Annotated in this window: 21 protein-coding genes; 16 read left to right on the plus strand and 5 right to left on the minus strand. The window is 70.1% G+C overall.

Features of this window, described 5'->3' with window-relative positions:
* Positions 1 to 45 precede the first annotated feature (45 nt).
* The 4 genes from BLQ63_RS06910 to BLQ63_RS06925 all read left to right on the plus strand — a co-directional run bounded on the left by BLQ63_RS06910 (position 46) and on the right by BLQ63_RS06925 (position 4,905).
* Positions 46 to 1,563 (plus strand): sugar transferase, encoded by a 1,518-nt coding sequence (locus BLQ63_RS06910; RefSeq protein WP_245680876.1) that lies wholly within the window; start codon positions 46 to 48, stop codon positions 1,561 to 1,563.
* Between the two features lie 262 nt (positions 1,564 to 1,825).
* On the plus strand, positions 1,826 to 2,650 hold the full coding sequence (locus BLQ63_RS06915) for a 3'(2'),5'-bisphosphate nucleotidase CysQ (protein ID WP_091030767.1): 825 nt from the start codon (positions 1,826 to 1,828) through the stop codon (positions 2,648 to 2,650).
* A gap of 75 nt (positions 2,651 to 2,725) precedes the next feature.
* Positions 2,726 to 3,628, plus strand: a complete 903-nt coding sequence (gene cysD, locus BLQ63_RS06920; protein ID WP_091030770.1) for a sulfate adenylyltransferase subunit CysD — start codon at positions 2,726 to 2,728, stop codon at positions 3,626 to 3,628.
* Positions 3,628 to 4,905 carry a sulfate adenylyltransferase subunit 1 gene (locus tag BLQ63_RS06925; protein ID WP_091030774.1) on the plus strand — a complete coding sequence of 426 codons (1,278 nt, stop codon included), beginning with the start codon at positions 3,628 to 3,630 and terminating at the stop codon, positions 4,903 to 4,905. The genes cysD and BLQ63_RS06925 overlap by 1 nt, the downstream gene beginning before the upstream one ends.
* Positions 4,906 to 4,958: 53 nt before the next feature.
* On the opposite strand, the gene BLQ63_RS06930 is transcribed toward BLQ63_RS06925, so the two are convergent.
* From BLQ63_RS06930 to BLQ63_RS06950, 5 genes are all read right to left on the minus strand, one after another.
* Positions 4,959 to 5,309, minus strand: coding sequence for an MmcQ/YjbR family DNA-binding protein (locus BLQ63_RS06930; protein ID WP_218125105.1), 351 nt, complete (start codon positions 5,307 to 5,309; stop codon positions 4,959 to 4,961).
* 56 nt (positions 5,310 to 5,365) lie between these two features.
* On the minus strand, positions 5,366 to 6,016 hold the full coding sequence (locus BLQ63_RS06935) for a hypothetical protein (protein WP_091030781.1): 651 nt from the start codon (positions 6,014 to 6,016) through the stop codon (positions 5,366 to 5,368).
* A 10-nt stretch (positions 6,017 to 6,026) separates the two neighbouring features.
* The gene (locus tag BLQ63_RS06940; protein ID WP_091030784.1) at positions 6,027 to 6,647 is read right to left on the minus strand and encodes a DUF305 domain-containing protein; all 621 of its coding nucleotides are present in this window, start codon (positions 6,645 to 6,647) and stop codon (positions 6,027 to 6,029) included.
* 86 nt (positions 6,648 to 6,733) lie between these two features.
* Complete coding sequence (locus BLQ63_RS06945; RefSeq protein ID WP_091030788.1) at positions 6,734 to 7,687, minus strand: DUF3105 domain-containing protein; 954 nt, start codon at positions 7,685 to 7,687, stop codon at positions 6,734 to 6,736.
* A 148-nt stretch (positions 7,688 to 7,835) separates the two neighbouring features.
* Positions 7,836 to 8,528 carry a thioredoxin-like domain-containing protein gene (locus BLQ63_RS06950; protein ID WP_091030790.1) on the minus strand — a complete coding sequence of 231 codons (693 nt, stop codon included), beginning with the start codon at positions 8,526 to 8,528 and terminating at the stop codon, positions 7,836 to 7,838.
* Positions 8,529 to 8,664: 136 nt separating this feature from the next.
* Here BLQ63_RS06950 and argS point away from each other — a divergent pair, with 136 nt between their 5' ends.
* The 12 genes from argS to BLQ63_RS07010 all read left to right on the plus strand — a co-directional run bounded on the left by argS (position 8,665) and on the right by BLQ63_RS07010 (position 21,886).
* Complete coding sequence (gene argS / locus BLQ63_RS06955) at positions 8,665 to 10,317, plus strand: arginine--tRNA ligase (protein WP_091030793.1); 1,653 nt, start codon at positions 8,665 to 8,667, stop codon at positions 10,315 to 10,317.
* Positions 10,317 to 11,708: a diaminopimelate decarboxylase gene (gene lysA, locus BLQ63_RS06960; RefSeq protein ID WP_091030796.1), complete on the plus strand. Its 1,392-nt coding sequence runs from the start codon at positions 10,317 to 10,319 to the stop codon at positions 11,706 to 11,708. Before argS ends, lysA begins: the two co-directional genes overlap by 1 nt.
* Positions 11,709 to 11,745: 37 nt before the next feature.
* Entirely contained in the window at positions 11,746 to 13,023 is a 1,278-nt protein-coding gene (locus tag BLQ63_RS06965) for a homoserine dehydrogenase (protein ID WP_091030797.1), read from the plus strand.
* Between the two features lie 7 nt (positions 13,024 to 13,030).
* Positions 13,031 to 14,134, plus strand: coding sequence for a threonine synthase (gene thrC / locus BLQ63_RS06970; RefSeq protein WP_245680877.1), 1,104 nt, complete (start codon positions 13,031 to 13,033; stop codon positions 14,132 to 14,134).
* Positions 14,135 to 14,248: 114 nt separating this feature from the next.
* Positions 14,249 to 15,169, plus strand: coding sequence for a homoserine kinase (thrB, locus tag BLQ63_RS06975; RefSeq protein WP_091031536.1), 921 nt, complete (start codon positions 14,249 to 14,251; stop codon positions 15,167 to 15,169).
* Positions 15,170 to 15,762: 593 nt separating this feature from the next.
* Entirely contained in the window at positions 15,763 to 17,772 is a 2,010-nt protein-coding gene (rho, locus tag BLQ63_RS06980; protein WP_091030803.1) for a transcription termination factor Rho, read from the plus strand.
* A gap of 157 nt (positions 17,773 to 17,929) precedes the next feature.
* The gene (rpmE, locus tag BLQ63_RS06985; RefSeq protein ID WP_091030806.1) at positions 17,930 to 18,163 is read left to right on the plus strand and encodes a 50S ribosomal protein L31; all 234 of its coding nucleotides are present in this window, start codon (positions 17,930 to 17,932) and stop codon (positions 18,161 to 18,163) included.
* An 83-nt stretch (positions 18,164 to 18,246) separates the two neighbouring features.
* Complete coding sequence (gene prfA, locus BLQ63_RS06990; RefSeq protein WP_091030809.1) at positions 18,247 to 19,332, plus strand: peptide chain release factor 1; 1,086 nt, start codon at positions 18,247 to 18,249, stop codon at positions 19,330 to 19,332.
* The gene (gene prmC, locus BLQ63_RS06995; RefSeq protein ID WP_091030812.1) at positions 19,328 to 20,200 is read left to right on the plus strand and encodes a peptide chain release factor N(5)-glutamine methyltransferase; all 873 of its coding nucleotides are present in this window, start codon (positions 19,328 to 19,330) and stop codon (positions 20,198 to 20,200) included. The genes prfA and prmC overlap by 5 nt, the downstream gene beginning before the upstream one ends.
* The gene (locus tag BLQ63_RS07000; protein ID WP_091030815.1) at positions 20,197 to 20,940 is read left to right on the plus strand and encodes an L-threonylcarbamoyladenylate synthase; all 744 of its coding nucleotides are present in this window, start codon (positions 20,197 to 20,199) and stop codon (positions 20,938 to 20,940) included. The genes prmC and BLQ63_RS07000 overlap by 4 nt, the downstream gene beginning before the upstream one ends.
* Positions 20,937 to 21,488, plus strand: coding sequence for an arsenate reductase/protein-tyrosine-phosphatase family protein (locus tag BLQ63_RS07005; protein WP_245680879.1), 552 nt, complete (start codon positions 20,937 to 20,939; stop codon positions 21,486 to 21,488). The genes BLQ63_RS07000 and BLQ63_RS07005 overlap by 4 nt, the downstream gene beginning before the upstream one ends.
* Entirely contained in the window at positions 21,485 to 21,886 is a 402-nt protein-coding gene (locus BLQ63_RS07010; RefSeq protein ID WP_091030818.1) for a hypothetical protein, read from the plus strand. Before BLQ63_RS07005 ends, BLQ63_RS07010 begins: the two co-directional genes overlap by 4 nt.
* The last annotated feature ends 71 nt before the right edge of the window (positions 21,887 to 21,957 follow it).

The following is a 21,957-nucleotide window of genomic DNA, read 5'->3' on the forward strand; positions in this document are numbered from 1 at the left end:
GTGACAAACCCGTCACCCATTGTCCATTCGATCGTTAGATCGGTTGTGACAGCGGTCGAGACAGCACCAGTAGCGCCGGGATTCCAGACGAGCGGACCGGCCGCCCCCGAGCGGGGTCGCGTCTACTCCATCACTCCCCAAGGGACTCGGCCCTATGCCGGGCCGCCCGCCTGGCAGCGCAAGTACTTCGCCGGGATCATCGGCTCCGACATCGCCGGCGGACTCCTCGGCGCGGGCCTGGCGTTCCTGGCCCGCTTCGGACACCTCGACCAGCACAGCCGCGTCTACGCGCTGGCGCTCATCGCGCTGCCGGCCGTGTGGGTCGCCGTACTCGGGCTCTCGCGGGCCTTCGAGAAGCGGTACCTGTTCGTGGGCACCGAGGAGTACCAGCGCGTCGTGCACGCCGCGGTCGCGCTCACCGCGGCGGTGGCGATCATCTCCTACGGACTCGAACTGCCGACCTCGCGCGTGTTCGTCCTCATCGCGATCCCCACGGCCGCATCGGTCTCCATCGTCGCGCGCTTCGCGTGGCGCAAGTGGCTGCACGGGATGCGCAAGGGCGGGCGCTGCATGAAGCGCGTGGTCCTGGTGGGCCACGAGAGCTCCGTGGCCGCGCTGATCGTGCAGCTGCGCCGCGAGCACTACCACGGCCTCAAGGTCGTCGCGGCCTGTCTGCCGACCGAGCGGCCCCAAGGCGCCCTGCTGGACTTCGACACCCGCGTGCGCGGCAGCTTCGACCGCATCGGCGCGGCCGTCACCGCCGAGCGCGCCGACACCGTGATCGTCCTGTCCTGCCCCGAGATCGACGGCACCGCCCTGCGGCGCCTGGCCTGGAAGCTCGAACGCAGCGAGGTCGACCTCATCGTCGCCTCCGCGCTCGTCGACGTCGCCGGCGACCGCACCACCATCCGGCCCGTCGACGGCCTGCCGATGCTCCACCTCGACCACGCCCGGCTCACCGGCGTGCGCCGCATCGCGAAGGAGGTCGTCGACCGGGTCGGCGCCGCCGCGCTCCTGCTGGCGCTCTCGCCGCTGCTGCTCGGGGCGGCCCTGCTCATCCGCGGCACCTCGGCCGGACCGGCCCTGTTCAAGCAGGAGCGCATCGGCAAGGACGGCGAGCCGTTCACCATCTGGAAGTTCCGCACCATGCACCTGGACGCCGAACGCCGCCTCGCCGCCATCGCGCACCTCAACGAGGGCGACGGCGTCCTGTTCAAGATGAAGGACGACCCGCGCATCACCGGCGTCGGAAAGTACCTGCGCCGCTTCTCGATCGACGAGTTCCCGCAGCTGGTCAACGTGCTGCGCGGCGACATGAGCCTGGTCGGCCCACGCCCGCCGCTCGCGGTCGAGGTCGCCGCCTACGAGAGCGACATGCGCCGCCGCCTCGCCGTCAAGCCCGGCATGACCGGCCTGTGGCAGGTCTCGGGCCGCTCGGACCTGCCGTGGGAGGAGGCCGTGCGCCTCGACCTGCGCTACGTCGAGCACTGGAACCTGTCGCTCGACTTCGTGATCCTGCTGCGCACGGTGTCGGCGATCCTCCGGCCCAACGGGGCCTACTGAGGCCGCGGCCGTCCCCCGGGGTCGGGTGCGCCGCGTCGGCGGCGCCCCCGGATCAACGATGACGCGAAGGTCCGACAATTCGCGCGGCTCCGGCCCACGAGGCCGGGTGTGTCGCGGTGGAGACGCCCCCGGCTTCAACGATGCCCCGGGGGTCAGACAGTGGAAGGTGCGCATGACATCGAACTCGGGAGTCGCTCCCATTTTGCGGGATGGCGCCGCTCAACATTTGGACGGCGTAGGGCCGCAGCGTAGACTGACCGGCATGCATCCGACCCCCGACTCCGCGTCCTCGATCGGAGTCCCCACCGCCACGTCCGCGGCCGCCTCGGCCTTCGACGTCGGTCTGGCCGCCGAGCTCGCGGCCGGTGCGGGGGAGCTGCTCGTCAAGCTGCGGGCCGAACTCGGCTTCGCCGACCGGCGCGCCCTCAAGGACGCCGGGGACCGGCTGGCCGACGACTACCTGCTCGGGCGCCTCGCCGCCGAGCGGCCCGGCGACGCCGTCCTCTCCGAGGAGGGCAAGGGCGAGCAGGGCCGCGTCGGCACCGAGCGCCTCGGCGCCGACCGCGTCTGGATCATCGACCCGCTCGACGGCACCCGCGAGTTCTCCGAGGAGGGCCGCGACGACTGGGCCGTGCACGTCGCCCTGTGGCAGCGGGGCCTGGGCCTCACCGCCGCGGCCGTCGCACTCCCCGCCGAGGGCGTGACCCTGCGCAGCGACCTCCTGTACGACGTCCCCGAAGCCCGGTCCGCACCGCCGCGGATCGCGGTCTCCCGCACCCGGCCCCCCGCCGAGGCGACGGCCGCAGCGGCCGCGCTCGGCGCCGAACTCGTGCCCATGGGCTCGGCCGGCGCCAAGGTCATGGCCGTGGTCGCCGGTACCGTGGACGCCTACGTGCACTCCGGCGGGCAGTTCGAGTGGGACTCGGCCGCCCCCGTCGGGGTGGCCCTCGCCTCGGACTGGCACGCCAGCCGGATCGACGGCAGCCCGCTGCGGTACAACAACGCCGACCCGTATCTGCCGGACCTGCTGGTCTGTCGCCCGGATCTGGCCGAGCCGCTGCTGGACGCGATCCGCGGCACGCACTGACCACCGGTCCGAAGCCGGACCGCGATTACGAACCGCTACCCCGAACGGGGTCGACCTGAGAGGAGCTTTGCGCCGGTGAGCGACTACCGCATCAGTCATCTGGCCGCATTGGAGGCCGAGGCGATCTTCATCTTCCGTGAAGTCGCGGCCACCTGTCAGCGCCCCGTGCTCCTCTTCTCCGGCGGCAAGGACAGCATCGTCATGCTGCACCTGGCGCAGAAGGCCTTCGCGCCGGCGCCGATCCCGTTCCCGGTCATGCACGTCGACACCGGCCAGAACTTCGCCGAGGTCATCGAGTACCGCGACAACCGCGTGGCCGAGACCGGGGTGCAGCTCATCGTCGCCTCCGTCCAGGACGCGATCGACCGCGGCATGGTCACCGAGCCGCCGGACGGCACCCGCAACCGCATCCAGACGCCGGTGCTCCTGGAGGCGGCCGAGAAGTACCAGTTCGACGCCCTCTTCGGCGGCGCCCGCCGCGACGAGGAGAAGGCCCGCGCCAAGGAGCGCGTGTTCTCCTTCCGCGACGACTTCGGCCAGTGGGACCCCAAGAACCAGCGGCCCGAGCTGTGGAACCTGTACAACGGCCGGGTCCACCCCGGCGAGCAGATCCGCGTGTTCCCGCTGTCGAACTGGACCGAGCTCGACGTGTGGCGCTACATCGGCTCCGAGGACATCCCGCTGCCCGAGGTGTACTTCGCCTCCGAGCGCGAGGTCGTGGACCGCGGCGGGATGCTCTACGCCGTCAACGAGTTCATCAAGGTGCGCGAGGGCGAGCGGGTCTTCAAGGAGACCGTCCGCTACCGCACCGTCGGCGACGCGAACCTGACCGCCGGCGTGCGGTCGGAGGCGTCCACGATCGCCGAGATCATCGCCGAGGTCGAGGTCAGCCGCATCACCGAGCGCGGCGCGACGCGCGGCGACGACAAGACGTCCGAGGCCGCGATGGAAGACCGCAAACGGGAAGGCTACTTCTGATGACGGACACCATGTCGCCCCGCGAGGACACGCACGAGCTGCTGCGCTTCGCCACGGCCGGTTCGGTGGACGACGGCAAGTCGACCCTCATCGGGCGCCTCCTGTTCGACTCCAAGGCGCTCTTCGACGACCAGTGGGACGCCGTCGAGGCCGTCAGCGCCGGCCGCGGCGACGAGTACACCGACCTCGCCCTGCTGACCGACGGGCTCCGCTCGGAGCGCGAGCAGGGCATCACGATCGACGTCGCGTACCGGTACTTCTCCACGCCCGAGCGCAAGTTCATCATCGCGGACACGCCCGGGCACATCCAGTACACGCGCAACATGGTCACCGGCGCCTCGACCGCCGACCTGGCGCTGATCCTCGTCGACGCCCGCAAGGGCCTGGTCGAGCAGTCGCGGCGCCACGCGTTCCTGTGCTCGCTGCTGCGGGTGCCGCACATGGTCCTGTGCGTCAACAAGATGGACCTCGTCGACTACGACGAGGCGGTCTTCAAGAAGATCGAGAACGAGTTCAAGGCGTTCGCGACCAAGCTCGAAGTGCCCGACCTGACCGTCATCCCGATCTCGGCGCTCAAGGGCGACAACGTCGTCAACCGCTCCGAGAACATGCCGTGGTTCCAGGGCACGAGCCTGCTCCACCACCTGGAGAAGGTCCACATCGCCTCGGACCGCAACCTCGTGGACGTGCGCTTCCCGGTCCAGCACGTGATCCGGCCGCACTCCAGCGACAACCACGACTACCGCGGCTACGCGGGCCAGATCGCCTCGGGCGTCATGAAGCCCGGCGACGAGATCACCGTGCTGCCCAGCGGGTTCACCTCGCGCATCGCCTCGATCGAGACCGCCGACGGTCCGCTCGAGGAGGCCTTCCCGCCCTTGAGCGTGACGGTGCGCCTGGAGGACGAGCTGGACGTCTCCCGCGGCGACATGCTGTGCCGCCCCGGGAACCAGCCGCGCGTCTCGCAGGACATCGAGGCGATGGTCTGCTGGATGGACGAGGCCCGGCCGCTGCGGGTGCGCGGCAAGTACGCCGTCAAGCACACCACCAGCGACGTCCGCGCGATCGTCAAGGACGTGCAGTACCAGCTGGACGTCAACACGCTCCACCGCGACGAGACCGTCAACGAACTGGGGCTCAACGAGATCGGGCGCGTCACCCTGCGCACCACCAAGCCGCTCCTGTGCGACGACTACCGCCGCAACAGGGCCACCGGGGGCTTCATCATCATCGACGAGGCCGACAACCGCACCGTGGGCGCCGGCATCATCGTCTAAGCAACGCAAGCAGAGCGAGGGCCCCGACCGCACCGCGGCCGGGGCCCTCCCCGCTATGTCGACTCCTGCTCCTCGTACGCCCGGCGCACCCGCACCGGCGCCTTGAGGAGCCACGCGTCCTCGATGAGCTCTTCCAGGCGTTCGGGGACGACCTTGTCCAAGTCCACCAGGATCATCGGGTAGCCGTCGTAGTGCGCGGTCGTGTAGTACGCCGGGTCCTTGGAGGCCAGCAGCGCGGCCTTCTCTCCCGGATCGCACACGATCGCAAGGCCCCCTTCGGCCTCGGTGCGCAGCCGCGCGAAGAACTTGCCCTTGACCTTGAGCGACGGCGACTGCCAGCTGGTGGTCTCCTCCACCTCAGGGAACCGCTTCGCGATCTGTACGACTTCTTCCCAGGTCGGCATGCCCATCCCCTCTCGTCCCCTCCATCGTCCCGCGAGGGTGCGACAAACGGGTGAACTCAGGGATTGATCCAGTTGCCGATGGAGATGAGGCTGGCCGCGGAGGCGCCCAGGACCGCGGTCGCGACCACGGCCGCCGCGAGGAGGCGCAGGGGCGTCTGGGTCCAGTCCGGGCCCATCTGGCGGCGCATGGCCGGCATCGAACCGGTGCCCGGCTCCGGCTGCGGCGCCTCGACCGCGTCGGGGATCTCCTCCGGCTTGGGGCGCATGAACGACGCCGTCGGCAGCAGTTGCGTGTCGCCGGACGTGCCGCCGTCCAAGCGGACGTGGTCGATCTGGACCGAGACCGGTCCGACCGACCCGCGCAGGCCGTCGCCGACCCGCGCGAACTGCGCCGTGTCGTCGCGCCTGACGGGCGGCTGCGGGCCGGAGCGCGGCGGCGACTCCTGCATGCGCGGCGCCGAGCCCTCGCGCCCGACGCGCGGCACCGACCACTCGGCACCGGGCGGCTCGCTCGCCTGCCGCGGCTCGGAGGTCTCCCAGCTGTAGCGGTACCGCGAGCGCGATTCCTGCCGCGGCGGCTCGGCGACCGTGTCGACCTGCACCGTGCGGAGCTCGTCGGTGCTCTGGCCGTTCCCGACCCGGGGGAGCTCCCCGGTGGTCGGGTGCGACGGGTCGCCGTAGCGCGGCCCCCACTCGTCGTGGCTCACAGCGGGTTCCCTACTCCTCGACCGCGGAAAGGATGTTGTCGAGGTGGCCTTGGAGGTTGGTGATGTCGGACTGCTGCACGGCGACCGTGCGCTGCGCCGCGTCGACCACGAGGTCGTTGTCGCTGCGCTCGAGCGCGATCTTGGCCATGTCGATGCCGCCGATGTGGTGGGCGATCATCAGCTCCGCGAACATGATGTCCGCGTCGGACCCGGTGAGGGTCTTGAACTCCGCCATCTGCTCGTCGGTGGCCATGCCGGGCATGAGGCCGCCGCTGGACTCCGAGTCGTGGGCGTGCTCCTCACCCGCCCACGCCATCGGGTCGCCGCTGGAGAGCCGGACGTCCCAGTCGCGCAGCCACGAGCGGTACATGCCGATCTCGGCGCTCTGCGACGTGGCGATGTCGTACGCGATCGCCGTCATCGCCGCGTCCGAGCCGTTCTGCCACTCGTACATGGCCATCTCGACGGCCTGCTGGTGGTGGGTCTGCATGTCCCGCGCGAACCCGGCCTCGACCGAGTCGTTGCCGGGGGCGGCGGTGCTCGCCGCCCAGCCGACCGCGACGCCGGCGGCGAGCATGAGCACCGCGGTGATCGCGATCAGCACTGCGGGCCTGCGCCACAAGCGGCTCATTCGTCGTCCTCTCTCGGCGGGCGCTCCCCGAAGCGCCCGCGCTTCCCGTATGCCTAACGAGTGCGAACCCGAAAGGTTCGCCGCCGTCAGCCCGTGGGGGCCTGCTGGTCCGCGATGGTGGTGGCGATGCCGCCGGTGCACGTCGCGTTCGCTTCGGCGGTGTTGTCGGCGTTCTGGATGTAGAAGTCCAGGAACTCGTCGATCTTCGGGTCGTCGATCTCGTTCGTCTGGTACTGGACGCCCCAGGCCTGCACGGAGACCGCCACGCCGAGGTCCTGGTACGGACTCATCAGCGAGTAGTCGCGGCCCTCGATCTTGCTCGCCAGCCGGTCGACGCCGTCGCCGTCCACGAGCGCCGCGTCGTACGTCAGCCACACGGCGCCGTGCTCCAGGGAGTGGACCGCGTTGCCGTCGATGATCGGCGCGTCGTAGACCGAGCCGGTGCAGGTCTGCCACTGGCTCAGGTGGTTGCCGCCGGCCGGCGGGGTGATCTCGTACTCGGGGACCGCGGTCGGGTCCTCGCCGTCGACGTGGGTCTGCTGCACGACCCAGGGGTTCTCGAGGTCCTCCTCGGTGATCTCCCCGTCGGAGATCGCCGCCTTGGCCTCGGTGACGTTGGCGTATTCGCCGTAGAAGTCGGTGATGCCCTCCGGCGGCTGGCTGCGGTCCCAGACGACGAAGATCGCTGCGCCGATCAGACCGAGCGCGACGACGCCGACGCCCGTGAAGGTCCAGATCAGGCCCCACGGCTTGGGCTGCTTCACCTGAACGGCGCGGCCCTTGCGTGCGGGAGTGGTCGTCGCGGAAGACTTGCCGGCGGGCTTGCGGTCCTTGCGAGCGGACGAGGTCGCCTTGGAGGACTTGGCCTGGACCTTCTCGGCCTCGGCCTTCTTGCCCTCGACCTTGGAGTCCTGGGACTTGGAGTCCGCGGACTTCTTGGCGTTGGACTTCAGGTCCTCTGACTTGTCGTCGCCCTTGACTGCGCCATTTCCAGAGCCCTTGCCGGCGCTCTTGGAGGCGGTTTGCTTCTTGGATGCCATTTCGCGGAGAGTGCCTTATTCGTCGACGTCGGGATGAGTGCGGGCGGAGCCGAGGGGGCCCGGTGTGATTCTCGCTCGCGTACGCCACCTTACCCGGTCGTGCTGGGACGATTCCTTAGAGCGCGCCGCGAAACCACCGGTATGGCACCTACGGCGCCGTTGCGGTGTTCCCGCCCGAGCAGGTCGCCATCGCCTCGGGGTTGAAACGCTCGTTGAGGATGTAGACGTCCAGGTACTCCTCGATCATCGCGTCGGCCGGGTCGTCGGTCTGGTAGCGGTTGCCCCAGGACTGGAGCGACACCGCCACGCCCTGCCCCGGATAGGGGCTCATCAGGCTGTAGTCGCGCCCCCCGATGAGCAGCGCCAGCGCGTCGACGTGCGCCTGGTCGACCAGCTCCGGGTCGTAGGTCAGCCACACCGCGCCGTGCTCCATCGAGTGGACGGCGTTGCCCTCCACCAGCGGCGCGTCGTAGACCGAGCCGTTGCACGTCTGCCACACGCTCAGGTGGTTCCCGCCCACCGGCGGGCTCAGCTCGTACTCGGGGTTCGTCCCGTCCCACCCCATGGCGGCGTCGACGTGCTCCTGCTGCGCCACGACCGGGTACTCCAATTCCTCGGCGGTGACGTCGCCCGCCTGGATCGCGGCCGTCACGGTGACGAAGTCGCCGTACTCGCCGTAGAAGCTCTCGACGCCCTCGAGCGGCGCCGGGGCCTCCGTCGACCCCTCGGCGGCGGCGGCGCCCTCCTCGGCCGCGTCATCCGCCGGCGAGGAGCACGCCGCGAGCGCGGCGAGGGCGAGGATCGGGGCGAGGGCGGTCCAGCGTTGGCGAAGCGGGCGCATGTTCGAGGCCTTCCGTAGAGGTTCCGAATGACAACCTACCTACTGAGCACATCTACATCTCGCAAGCTTCGACGTGACTGGCCACAACGGTGTTTATCACTCGCGGGCGGCGAAGCGCGGCGTCTACGATTACCGGGTGACTCCTGAGACGCTCGCAGAGAAAGTGCTGTCCGCCGCACGCGCCGCCTTCGAGGCCCTCGGCCTCGACGCCGCCGTGCTGCCCGCCCATACGGCGGTCGAGCGACCCAGGGACCCCAAGCACGGCGACTACGCCTCCAACATCGCGCTCCAGTCGGCCAAGAAGGCCGGGACGAACCCGCGGGCGCTGGCGGAGCAGATCGCCCGCAACCTCGCGGCGACCGACGGCGTCGCCAAGGTCGACATCGCCGGCCCGGGCTTCCTCAACATCACCCTGGACGCGGCCGCCGCGGGCGAGATCGCCGGGAAGATCGTCGCCGCCGGACCCGTCTACGGCGACAACGGGTCGATGGCCGGGCACCACATCAACCTGGAGTTCGTGTCCGCGAACCCGACCGGGCCGGTCCACGTCGGCGGCACCCGCTGGGCCGCCGTGGGCGACGCGCTGGCACGGGTCATGCGCTCTTCCGGCGCGAAGGTCACCGCCGAGTACTACTTCAACGACGCCGGCGTGCAGATCTCCAACTTCGCCGCCTCGCTGCTCGCCAGCGCGAAGGGCGAGCCGACCCCCGAGAACGGCTACGGCGGCGAGTACATCGGCGAGATCGCCCAGCAAGTGCTCCAGCAGCGCCCCGACGCGCTCGAATCCGAGGACCCGAAAGAGGTCTTCCGGGAGATCGGCGTCGGGCTCATGTTCGACGAGATCAAGGCGGACCTCGGCAACTTCGGCACGCACTTCGACGTGTACTTCAACGAAAAAGACCTGCACGACAAGGGCGAGCTCGACGCCGCCTTGGCGCGCCTCGACCAGCAGGGCCATATCTTCGAGTCCGAAGGCGCGGTATTCCTGCGCACCACCACCTTCGGCGACGACAAGGACCGGGCGCTCAAGAAGTCGAACGGCGAATGGACCTACTTCGCCGCCGACTGCGCCTACTACCTCGACAAGCGCGACCGCGGCTTCGACAAGCTCGTGCTCATGCTCGGCGCCGACCACCACGGCTACATCGGTCGGATGCAGGCCATGAGTCAGGCCTTCGGCGACAAGCCGGGCACGCTCGAGATCCTCATCGGCCAGATGGTGAACCTGCTCAAGGACGGCCAGCCCGTCCGCATGGCCAAGCGCTACGGCAACGTCATCACCCTCAACGACATCGTGGAGGCCATCGGCGTCGACGCCGCCCGGTACGTGCTCGCGCGCTACTCCTCGGACTCGACGATCGACATCGACATCGACCTGTGGACCAAGCACGGGAACGACAACCCGGTCTACTACGTGCAGTACGCGCATTCTCGGACCTGCGGCATCGCTCGGAACGCCGCCGACCGCGGCGTCGAGCGCGGTGACGGCTACGACGCCGCGCTGCTGAACCAGCCCCAGGAGACCGGCCTGCTCAAGGTCCTCGCGGAGTTCCCGTCCGTGGTCGCCACCGCCGCCGAACTGCGCGAGCCGCACCGCATCGCCCGGTACGCGGAGGAGCTGGCCGCCGCCTGGCACCGGTTCCAGAACGCCGGCCTCCGCATCCTTCCGTACCCCGATGAGGAAACCACGCCCGTGCACGTCGCCCGCCTCTGGCTCACCGACGCCACCCGCGTCGTGCTCGCCAACGCGCTCGGCCTGCTCGGCGTCTCGGCCCCGGAGCGTATGTAATGTCCCACGAAGCCGGTGCCCTGCACGGCGACTTCGCCTCCCTGCGCCCGTCCTGGCTCGGCGTGCCCGAGGACGTCAACGCCCTGGTCCCCGACCTGTGGCCCGCCAACGTCGAACGCGCCGCCGGCACGCTCCACATCGGCGGCCTCTCGGTCGAGAAGCTCGCCGCCGAGTTCGGCACGCCCGCGTACGTGTTCGACGAGGACGACTTCCGCGCCCGCTGCCGCGCCTGGACCGAGGCCTTCGAGGGCGCCGACGTGTTCTACGCCGCCAAGGCCTTCTGCTCCAAGGCCGTGCTCCGCGCCGCCGCCGAAGAGGGACTCTCCGTCGACGTCTGCACCGCCGGGGAGATCGCCGTGGCCCTCGCGGCCGGGCTCGACCCGGCCCGCCTGGGACTGCACGGCAACAACAAGTCGCTCGCCGAACTCCACCAGGCCGTCGAGATCGGCATCGGCCGCATCGTCGTCGACTCCCTGCAGGAGATCGAGCGCCTCGACACGATCGCCGGGGAACTCGGCAGGCGCCCCATGGTGATGGTTCGCGTCAACGTCGGCGTCGAGGCCCACACCCACGAGTACATCGCGACCGCGCACGAGGACCAGAAGTTCGGCTTCTCGCTCGCCGACGGCGACGCCTACGAGGCCGCCCGCCGCGTGGCCCACGCCGACAACCTCGAACTCCTGGGACTGCACTCGCACATCGGCTCCCAGATCTTCGACACCGCCGCGTTCGAGGTCTCCGCCGCCCGCGTCGCCCGCCTCCACGCCCAGCTCCAGACCGACCTCGACATCACGCTCGCCGAACTCGACCTCGGCGGCGGCTTCGGCATGGCCTACACGACCCAGGACGACCCGCAGCCGCCCGCGGTCATCGCCGCCGCGCTGCGCCGGATCGTCGACCGCGAGTGCGCCGCCGCCAGCATCGACGTCCCGCGCCTGTCCATCGAGCCAGGGCGCAGCATCGTCGGACCGTCGACGTTCACCCTCTACGAGGTCGGCACGGTCAAGCCCGTGACGCTGTCTGCGGGCGCCTCGCGCCTGTACGTCTCGGTCGACGGCGGCATCAGCGACAACATCCGCACGGCGCTCTACGACGCGACCTACTCCGCGACGCTCGCCTCGCGATCGTCCACTGCGACGCCCGCGCTCGCCCGAGTAGTGGGAAAGCATTGCGAATCCGGCGACATTGTTGTTAAAGATGAGTTCCTGCCGGCCGACATCGCGCCGGGAGACCTGATCGCGGTCCCTGGAACCGGCGCCTACTGCCGCTCCATGGGCTCGAACTACAACCACGTGCCCCGCCCGCCGGTCGTCGCCGTCCGCAACGGCGAGGCGCGGGTGATCCTGGCCCGGGAGACCGTCGAGGATCTGCTTCGACTCGACCTGGGCTAGCCACGCGGCCTTCACCATCGGAAAGAGGACACCAGCGATGAAACTCGCGCTACTCGGATGCGGCACCGTCGGCAGTGAAGTCGTGCGCCTCATGCGAACGCGCGGGGAGGAGCTGGCGGCCCGGGTGGGCGAGCCGGTCGAGATCGTCGGGATCGCGGTCCGCCGCATCGACCGCGACCGCTCGCACCTGCCGGTGGACGAGTCCCTGTTCACCACCGACGCGCTGGGCCTGGTCAAGCGCGACGACGTGGACATCGTGGTCGAGGTCGCCGGCGGCATCGAGCCCGCCCGCACCTGGATCCTGACCGCGCTCGGCCAGGGCAAGTCGGTCGTGACCGCGAACAAGGCCCTGCTCGCCGAGGACGGCCCGGCCCTGGCCGCCGCCGCCAAGGACGGCGGCGCGGACCTGTACTACGAGGCCTCCGCCGCCGCGGCGATCCCGCTCATGCGCCCGCTGCGCGAGTCGCTCCACGGCGACAAGATCAACCGCGTGCTCGGCATCGTCAACGGCACCACCAACTTCATCTGCACCGCGATGAGCACGAAGGGCACCTCCTTCGAGGAGGCCCTCGCGGAGGCCACCGACCTCGGCTACGCCGAGGCCGACCCGACCGCCGACGTGGACAACTACGACGCGGCCGCGAAGGCCGCGCTCATCGCCTCGCTCGCCTTCCACACGCACGTGGACCTCAAGGACGTCTACCGCGAGCCGCTGCGCGGCATCTCCGCGACCGACATCGCCTCCGCCGCGGCCGAGGGCCGCGTCGTCAAGCCGCTGTGCATCGCCACCCGGGAGGCCGACGGCGTGTCCGTGCGCGTCCACCCGGCGATGATCCCGGCCACCCATCCACTCGCGAACGTCAACGGCGCCTACAACGCCGTGTTCGTCGAGGCCGAGTCCGCCGGCCGCCTCATGTTCTACGGGGCGGGAGCCGGCGGCACCGAGACCGCCTCGGCCGTGCTCGGCGATATCGTGGCCGTGGCGCGCAACAAGCGCGGCGGGATCACCGCCTTCCCGCCCGAGGCCGCCTACTCGGACCTGCCGGTGAAACCCATCGGCGAGGCCCGCACCCGCTACCACGTCAGCCTTGACGTCGTCGACGAGCCCGGCGTGCTCGCGCGAGTGGCGGCCACCTTCGCCCACCACGGCGTCAGCCTCGCCACCGTCCACCAGTCCGGCCGGGGCGACGACGCCCAGCTGGTGGTGGTCACCCACACGGCCGCCGACAAGCAGCTGTCGGACACCGTGAAGGAACTGACGCAACTGACCTCGGTGCACCAAGTCACCAGCGTCATGCGCGTCGAAGGAGAGTAAGGACACGATGTCCGAACCTGCCATGCCGGTTTACGGCTCGCAAGCGTCGCCGAGCGGGCGACAGGGGTGGCGCGGCCTCATCGAGGAATTCCGCGACCGGCTCCCGGTCACCGACGCCACCCCCGTAGTGACCCTCCAGGAGGGCGGCACGCCGCTGCTGCCCGCCCCGACGCTGTCGGCGAAGACCGGCTGCGACGTCTACCTCAAGATCGAGGGCCTCAACCCGACCGGCTCGTTCAAGGACCGCGGCATGACGCTCGCGGTCTCCAAGGCGGTCGAGGACGGCTCGAAGGCCGTCATCTGCGCCTCCACCGGCAACACCTCCGCGTCGGCCGCGGCCTACGCGGCCCGCGCCGGGATCACCTGCGCGGTGCTCATCCCGGCCGGGAAGATCGCGCTCGGCAAGCTCGCCCAGGCCCTCGTGCACGGCGCGAAGGTCCTCCAGGTCGACGGCAACTTCGACGACTGCCTCACCATCGCCGACAAGCTCGCGATCGAGTACCCGGTGACGCTCGTCAACCACCTGAACTACAACCGCATCCTCGGGCAGAAGACCGCCGCGTACGAGGTCGTGCAGGTCCTCGGCGACGCCCCCGACATCCACTGCCTCCCGGTCGGCAACGCGGGCAACATCACCGCCTACTGGCTCGGCTACAACGAGGACCACCAGGCGGGCGCCGCCACGAAGCTGCCGCGGATGCTCGGCGTCCAGGCCGCCGGCTCGGCCCCGATCGTCGACGGCCGCGTCGTGGAGCACCCGCAGACGATCGCCACCGCGATCCGCATCGGCAACCCCGCCTCCTGGACCAAGGCGCTCGACGCCAAGAAGGAGTCGAACGGCGACATCATCGCCGCCACCGACCGCGAGATCCACGCCGCCTACATGCTCCTGGCCCGGTCCGAAGGGGTGTTCGTGGAACTCGCCTCGGCCGCCTCGGTGGCCGGCCTGCTCAAACAGGCCGAAGCCGGCTGGGTCGAAAGAGGACAGACGATCGTCTGCACCGTCACCGGCAACGGGCTCAAGGACCCCGACTGGGCCGTCTCCACCGCCCCGCAGCCGCACACCGTCCCGGTGGACGTGCTCAAGACCGCCACGGCCCTGGGGCTGTGATGGGGGAGCGAAGCGACCAGCGGCGGGAGGGCGGGCCCGTGACGGCGAGCGGAGCGATCACCCGTTCGGGTGGATCCGGTCGACGGGCGGGCCGCTAGCTTGGGCGCCTTCGCTGTGCACAATTACAGCTCCGCAAGCGTCGCCGAGAGCGGCCCGCGCGCGACGGTCCGCGTCCCGGCCACCTCCGCGAACCTCGGGCCGGGCTTCGACTCGCTCGGCCTCGCCCTCGACCTCTGCGACGAGGTCACGGCCGTCGCCACCAGCGGCACCGCCGTCACCGTCGAGGTCCAGGGCGAAGGCGAGGGCACCGTTGCGCTGGACGAGCGCCACCTCGTCGCCGCCACCATGCTGCGCACCTTCAAGCACCTGGACCTCGCGGCCCCGGGCCTGAAGATCCGCTGCCGCAACCGCATCCCGCACGCGCGCGGCCTCGGCTCGTCCTCCGCGGCGATCGTGGCGGGGATCATACTGGCCGACGCGCTCGCCGGAGCGGGCCTGACCCGCTCCGAGAAGCTCGTCCTCGCCAGTGAGATCGAGGGCCACCCCGACAACGTGGCCCCGTGCCTGCTCGGCGGCTTCACCATCGCCTACTCCACTGGGGACGGAGCGAGGGCCCTCAGTCTCGATCCCTCGCCGCGCGTGCACCCGTGGGTGTTCGTCCCGCAGGTCAAGGGCCTGACGGCGGTCGCCCGAGCGGCGCTGCCCGAGAAGGTCCCGCACGCCGACGCGGTCTTCAACCTGTCGCGCGCCGCCCTGCTGGTGGCCGCGATCTCGCGCCAGCCCTCGCGGCTCTTCGACGCCACGGACGACCGGCTCCACCAGTCGTACCGGGCCAAGGGAATGCCCGAGAGCGCGCAGCTGTTGAAAGACCTGCGTACCGCCGGGGTCGCCGCGGCGATCTCGGGCGCGGGACCGACCGTGCTGGCACTGACCGTCGACGACAAAGGCGTTCCCGAGGCCCCTGAGGGCTTCGCGGTTATGCGTTTGGACGTAGCGGACGGAGCCGCGCAGGTTGCGACCTCACAAAACGAGTGATCTTCGGGTCCGTTGTTGTCACTGGGAAGAGTGCGCTACTATTCCAACTAGACGACCACCCGGTGTCGTGACTGCTCGAAGCCTTGCTTATGCTTGTAGTCACAACAGCTGCGGCGCATCCAGCGCACGCCTGATCTCTTGTTTGGGTCATCACCCTCAACCATGGATTTGTGACTTTGCGTAGCTCCAGCGTGACTTGGCACAGTTTCGACGAAGGAACAGCCTCTGTCCGCATTTGGCCCCGAGTTCAAGGCTCGGAGCGGATCGCAATGGAGTGGACCGCAACCAGCGAGGATCGTCTTCAGCGGGAATCGGGACCACCACGTGTCTCACCGTGCACCGTCATTCATCGCGAGCTGGTCGGTCGCAAGCCCAGAGGCGTCGCCTCGATCAGGACAGTCTGCTCAGCGGACAGCCCAGGGGTGTTGAACCCAGTGTCAACTGTCGTCTCCCATCCGCCGCAATCGGCCACGCAGGCCCTTGGGCGGCAGAGGCGATGGCGGGACGCAGACCAGAACATCGGCATTGCGGCTATTTGAAAGACGCGGAAACTCCTCGAATTCACTTCGAAGTTCCGCCAGGGAAGGAATCCATTGAGCGACACCACCGGCACGACGTCGGACCGGATTAGCGATACGGCGTCGGCTTCGGGAGAACTCCCGGACGCCAAGAAGCGCCGTCGGGCAGGAACCGGTCTGGCCTCTATGCTGATGCCCGAGCTCCAGCAGATGGCGCAATCGCTCGGCATCACCGGCGTTGGCCGGATGCGCAAGAGCGAGCTGATCGCCGCCATCCAGGAGCAGCAGGACTCGGGCTCTCGGCCCGGCGGTGCCAGCGCAGAACGGGAGGCCCCGCCAGTGCCTGACTCTGATCAATCATCGACCGCCGAGGTTTCGCAGGACACTGTCGACACCGCGCCGAGCGACAACGGCTCCGCGCCTGTCGACGGCGGCTCCGAGGGCGCCGAAGCCAAGGGCGGCAACGCCGTCCGCCGGGCCACGCGCCCGGCCGGCCCGCCGCAGCCGCGTCGTCAGCGCCAATCGACCGATTACGCCGAGACCGACGAGCGTCAGACCGAGTCCGCCGAGTCCGAGGCACCGTCCTCGTACTCGCCGGCCGAGTCCGATGAGGACCGTCCGCAGCGCCGTCGCCGCACCCGTGAGAACGGGCGCGAGAACGGGCGCGAAGGCGGACGTGAAGGCGGACGCGACAACGGCCGCGAGAACGCCCGTGAGAACAACCGTCGCGACGAGCAGCCCGAGACCCGGACCGAGTCCCGCTCCGAGCGCCGCGACGACGACTACGACGACCGCGGCCCCCGCGACGGGGACGGCGACGGACGGCGCCGCAAGCGCCGCGACCGCTCCGACCGCCGCCGCTCCGGCGGACGCGAGGAGACCGAGCGCCCCAGCGGCGGCGGCGGCAACGTCCAGAACGACGAGCAGCTCGTCCCCGTGGCGGGCATCCTCGACATCCTGGACAACTACGCGTTCATCCGCACCACCGGCTACCTGGCCGGACCCGACGACGTCTACGTCTCCATGTCGCAGGTCCGCAAGTACCGGCTGCGCCGCGGCGACGCCATCACCGGCGCCGTCAAGCCCACGCGAGGCGGGGGCGAGGAGCCGAACGGCCAGGGCGGCAAGCAGCAGCAGCGCCGCGAGAAGTACAACCCGCTCGTGCGCCTCGACACCGTCAACGGGATGAACCCCGAGGACGCCAAGAAGCGCGACGAGTTCTACCGGCTCACGCCGCTCTACCCGCAGGAGCGCCTGCGTCTGGAGACCGAGCCGAACGCGCTGACCACGAGGGTTATAGACCTCGTGGCCCCGATCGGCAAGGGCCAGCGGGCCCTCATCGTCTCGCCGCCGAAGGCGGGCAAGACGATGGTGCTGCAGGCCGTCGCGAACGCGATCACCACGAACAACCCCGAGTGCCACCTCATGGTGGTCCTCGCGGACGAGCGGCCCGAAGAGGTCACCGACATGCAGCGCTCGGTGAAGGGCGAGGTCATCGCCTCGACCTTCGACCGCCCGCCGTCGGACCACACCACCGTCGCCGAACTCGCGATCGAGCGCGCCAAGCGCCTGGTCGAGCTCGGCCACGACGTGGTCGTGCTGCTCGACTCGATCACCCGACTGGGCCGCGCGTACAACAACTCGTCGCCCGCCTCGGGCCGGATCCTGTCCGGCGGCATCGACTCCACCGCGCTCTACCCGCCCAAGCGCTTCCTCGGCGCCGCGCGGAACATCGAGCACGGCGGTTCGCTGACGATCATCGCCACGGCGCTGGTCGAGACCGGTTCGATGGGCGACACGGTGATCTTCGAAGAGTTCAAGGGCACCGGCAACGCCGAGCTCAAGCTCGACCGCAAGATCGCCGAGAAGCGCACCTACCCGGCGATCGACGTTCACCAGTCGAGCACCCGCAAGGACGAGCTCATGATGAGCGCCGAGGAGCAGGCGGTCATGCTCAAGCTCCGCCGCGTCCTCTCCTCGCTGGAGCCCCAGCAGGCGATCGACCTGCTGATCGACCGCTTGAAGAAGACGCAGACGAACGCCGAGTTCCTGATGTCGATCGTCAAGAGCACGCCCGGCGAATAGCCGCGAGGCGTGAGGCCGCTCTGGTTGAGAGCGGCCTCACGCCTTAACATTGAATGCCGGTGCGCAGGTCGCGCACCCACCAAGGGCCCCCACGGGCCAGATGCGGTTCCGGTTCACGGCCTCGCGGCCGACCCGGCGACCCAGAGAAAGGGAAGTCATGAAAGACGGGATCCACCCTGAGTACGTCGTCACCGAGGTGACCTGTTCCTGCGGGAACGCCTTCACCACCCGTTCGACGGTGGCCAGTGGCAAGATCCAGGCTGCGACCTGCAACAAGTGCCACCCGTTCTACACCGGCAAGCAGCGCATCCTCGACACCGGCGGTCGCGTGGCCAAGTTCAAGGCCCGCTACGCCAAGACCCAGGAGAAGGCCGCTCAGAGCGGTAAGTAGCTTTGCCGCGCCGCGCTCGTGTCTGTGACACGGGCGCGGCGTTTTTCGTATGCCTTTCCCAAGACCCTGCTTAAGGACACGAGATGACCGCTGCCGACAACCGCCTGGCCTCGCTGCTCGCCGAATTCCAGGACCTCGAGGTCCAGATGGGCGACCCCGCGCTGCACGCCGACCAGGCCCAGGCCCGGCGGGTCGGCCGCCGCTACGCCGAGCTGTCCCCGATCAGCAAGACCGCCGCCGACATCGCCTCGGCCAAGGACGACCTGGAGACCGCCGAAGAGCTCGCCAAGGAGGACTCGGACTTCGCCGAAGAGGCCGACCGGCTCCGCGAGCGCATCCCCGAACTCGAGGAGAAGCTCGCCGAGCTGCTGGTCCCGCGCGACCCCGACGACTCCAAGGACGTCATCATCGAGATCAAGGCCGGCGCCGGCGGCGAGGAGTCCGGCCTGTTCGCCGGGGACCTCATGCGCATGTACCTGCGCTACTTCGAGCGCCAGGGCTGGGCAGTCGAGACCCTCGAAATGGTGCCCACCGACCTCGGCGGCATCAAGGACTCCTCGATCGCCGTGCGCACCAAGGGCACCCCCGAAGGCGGCAACGGCGTGTGGTCGCGCATGAAGTTCGAGGGCGGCGTCCACCGCGTCCAGCGCGTGCCCGTGACCGAGTCGCAGGGCCGCGTCCACACCTCCGCCGCCGCGGTCACCGTCATGCCCGAAGCCGAAGAGGTCGACTTCGAGCTGAACATGAACGACGTCCGCGTCGACGTCTACCGCTCCTCGGGCCCCGGCGGCCAGTCGGTCAACACCACCGACTCCGCCGTGCGCCTCACCCACGTGCCCACCGGCGTCGTCGTGACCAGCCAGAACGAGAAGAGCCAGCTCCAGAACAAGGAGGCCGCGATCAAGGTCCTGCGCGCCCGCCTGCTCGCCAAGCAGCAGGAGGAGGCCGCGGCGGCCGCCGGCGCGGCCCGGCTCCTCCAGGTGCGCACCGCCGACCGCTCCGAGCGCATCCGCACCTACAACTTCCCGCAGAACCGGCTCACCGACCACCGCGTCGGCTACACCGCGTACAACCTCGACCAGGTCATGGACGGCGCGCTCGACGAGACCCTCGACGCCCTCGCCGCCGCCGACCGGGCCGAGCGCATGGCGCGGGGCTCGGACGATTAACGGCTCGCAGGCAGCGCCGGGGCCGGACCGGACGACCTCCTGGCCCCAGGCCATCGCCGCGGCGACGCGGAGGCTCGAAGCCGCGGGCGTCCACTCGCCGCGAGTGGACGCCGAGCTGCTGGCCGCCCACGTCTCCGGGAGCACCCGCGCCCGACTGCTCATCGCCGACGATCCCGCCGCGGCGCAGCTCGAGCGGTTCGACGCCCTCGTCGAGCGCCGCTGCGCCCGCGAACCGCTCCAGCACCTGACCGGCTCGGCCGCGTTCCGCTACGGCGAACTCGCGGTCGGACCGGGCGTCTTCGTGCCCCGGCCCGAGACCGAACTCCTGGTCGACTGGGCCCTGGAGCACCTGCCGAAGGGCGGCACCGTCATCGACGCGTGCTCCGGCTCCGGCGCGGTCGCCCACGCCCTCGCCACCGAGCGGCCCGACGCCACCGTCTGGGCCGTCGAGATCGACCCCGACGCCTTCGAATGGCTCGAATCGAACCTCGACGGCACCGGCGCGACCCCCGTCAACGCCGACGCGATCGCCTCCGGGACGCTCGCCGAACTCGACGGGCTCGTGGACCTCGTCACCGCGAACCCGCCCTACGTGCCCTTCGAGATCGAGGTCGCCCCCGAGGTCAGCTTCGACCCCTCGGGCGCGGTCTACGCCGCCGAAGCGGGGCTCGCCGTCATCCAGCCGCTCGCCGTCCGCGCCTCGCGCTGGCTCAGGCCCGGCGGCTGGTACGGGTTCGAGCACGACGACACGCACCGCCGGGCCGCGCCGGAGATCCTGCGCGTCAGCGGCTTCACCGAAGTCGAAGACCACGACGACCTGGCGGGCCGACCGCGGTTCGCGACGGGAAGGCTAGGCTTGCTGCCGTGAGGCTGTTCAATTGCAGGAAGATCAAGGACCGCGCGACCGGGTTGAAGTCGGCGGCCAGGGCCGTCGGCGGCGGCCGGCTGGTCGTCATCCCGACCGACACCGTCTACGGCATCGGCTGTGACGCGTTCAACCACACGGCGGTGAGGGCGCTCCTGACCGCGAAGGGCCGCGGGCGCGACATGGCGCCCCCGGTGCTCATCGGCTCGAAGCGCGCGCTCGACGGCATCGCCTCCGACATCCCCGACTCCGCCAAGGAGCTCATCGAGGCGTTCTGGCCCGGGCCGCTCACGGTGGTCGTGCACTACTCGCCGAGCCTGGCCTGGGATCTCGGCGACACCGACGGCACGGTCGCGGTGCGCATGCCGCTGCACCCGCTGGCGCTCGAACTGCTCAAGGAGACCGGCCCGATGGCCGTCTCCTCGGCGAACAAGCACGGGCAGCCCCCGGCCGAGTCCGCGGCCGACGCGAAGTCCCAGCTCGGCTCCGACGTCTCGGTGTACCTCGAGGCCGGACCGAGTGAGGACAACCTGCCGTCGACGATCGTCGACTGCGTCGCGCACCCGCCCCAGGTCCTGCGCGAGGGCGCCCTGACCCTGGAGCAGATCCGCAAGATCGTGCCCGACACGCTCGACCGCGACGGCTACGGCCCCGGCGAGCGCCCCGAGGAGCAGGAAGCCGACGACGAGGCCGCCGACGCGGAAGGCACCGACGAGAAGCAGGACGAAGGGACCCCGGCGTGACGGCGCCGTTTTCCGTCCTGCACGTGTGCATCGGCAACATCTGCCGGTCGCCGATGTCCGAACGCATCCTCGACGGGCTCACCGGCGACGACGTGTTCAACCACGGCGCGGGCATCTCGGCCTTCCACGAGGGCGAGAACATGCAGCCCAAGTCGATGGACGAGCTCGAGGCGCGCGGCTACGACTTCGAGGGCCACCGGTCCCGGCACCTCGTCCGCGCGCACGTCGAGTCCTCCGACCTGATCCTGGTCGCCACGATCGGCCACCTCGAGTTCATCGCCGAGCGCTTCCCCGAGGCGGTCGCCAAGACGTTCCTGGTGCGCTCCTTCGGCCGGCTCGCGGCCGACGCCGCGGCCTCGCTGCCCGATGGCGACACCGCCACCCGCGGCAAGGCCCTCGTGACGGCCGCCGAGGACCAGCGGGCCGACTACGACGAGGTCGACCTGTCGGACCCGTGGGGGATGAGCGCGGCGGTCTACGGCCGGATCGCGGACCAGCTCGAAGCGGCCCTCAAGCCCGTCGCGTCCGCGCTGGAAGGCGGCCGATGAAGATCGCACGGGGATTCCTGAAGCCCTGCTTCGCCGTCGCCGCCGTGGTGGCGGTTCTCGCCGCCGTCGCCGGATGGATCACCGTCGGCAGTGCCGGCGCCTGGGCCGCTCCGGCTGGAGTAGCCTTGGCCGCCTTGGGGTTCGCGGGGTCCGTGTGGGCGGTCGCGAGCGTCGAGAAGATTGATCTTCGTCTCACTCTCCCTATGGCGTTGATCACGTACGCAGTGAAGCTCATGCTCGTGTTCGCGGCGCTGTGGGCCGTCCAGTCGACGGTGCCGGATGCCTTGCCGCCCTTCGCCTGCGGCATCATCGGCGGGGCCGTGGCTTGGCTCACCACCCAAGCTGTCTGGGCATACAAGGCGAAAATCCCCTACATCGAGTTGAGCCGGGACCACTGATCGCCGTACACCGGCTGACACGCCGCGTTTCGTTGAGGTTGACAAACGCGCACGGATGACGCTCATCTCAG

It is taken from the genome of Glycomyces harbinensis, from assembly GCF_900101745.1.
Lineage (GTDB): Bacteria > Actinomycetota > Actinomycetes > Mycobacteriales > Micromonosporaceae > Glycomyces > Glycomyces harbinensis.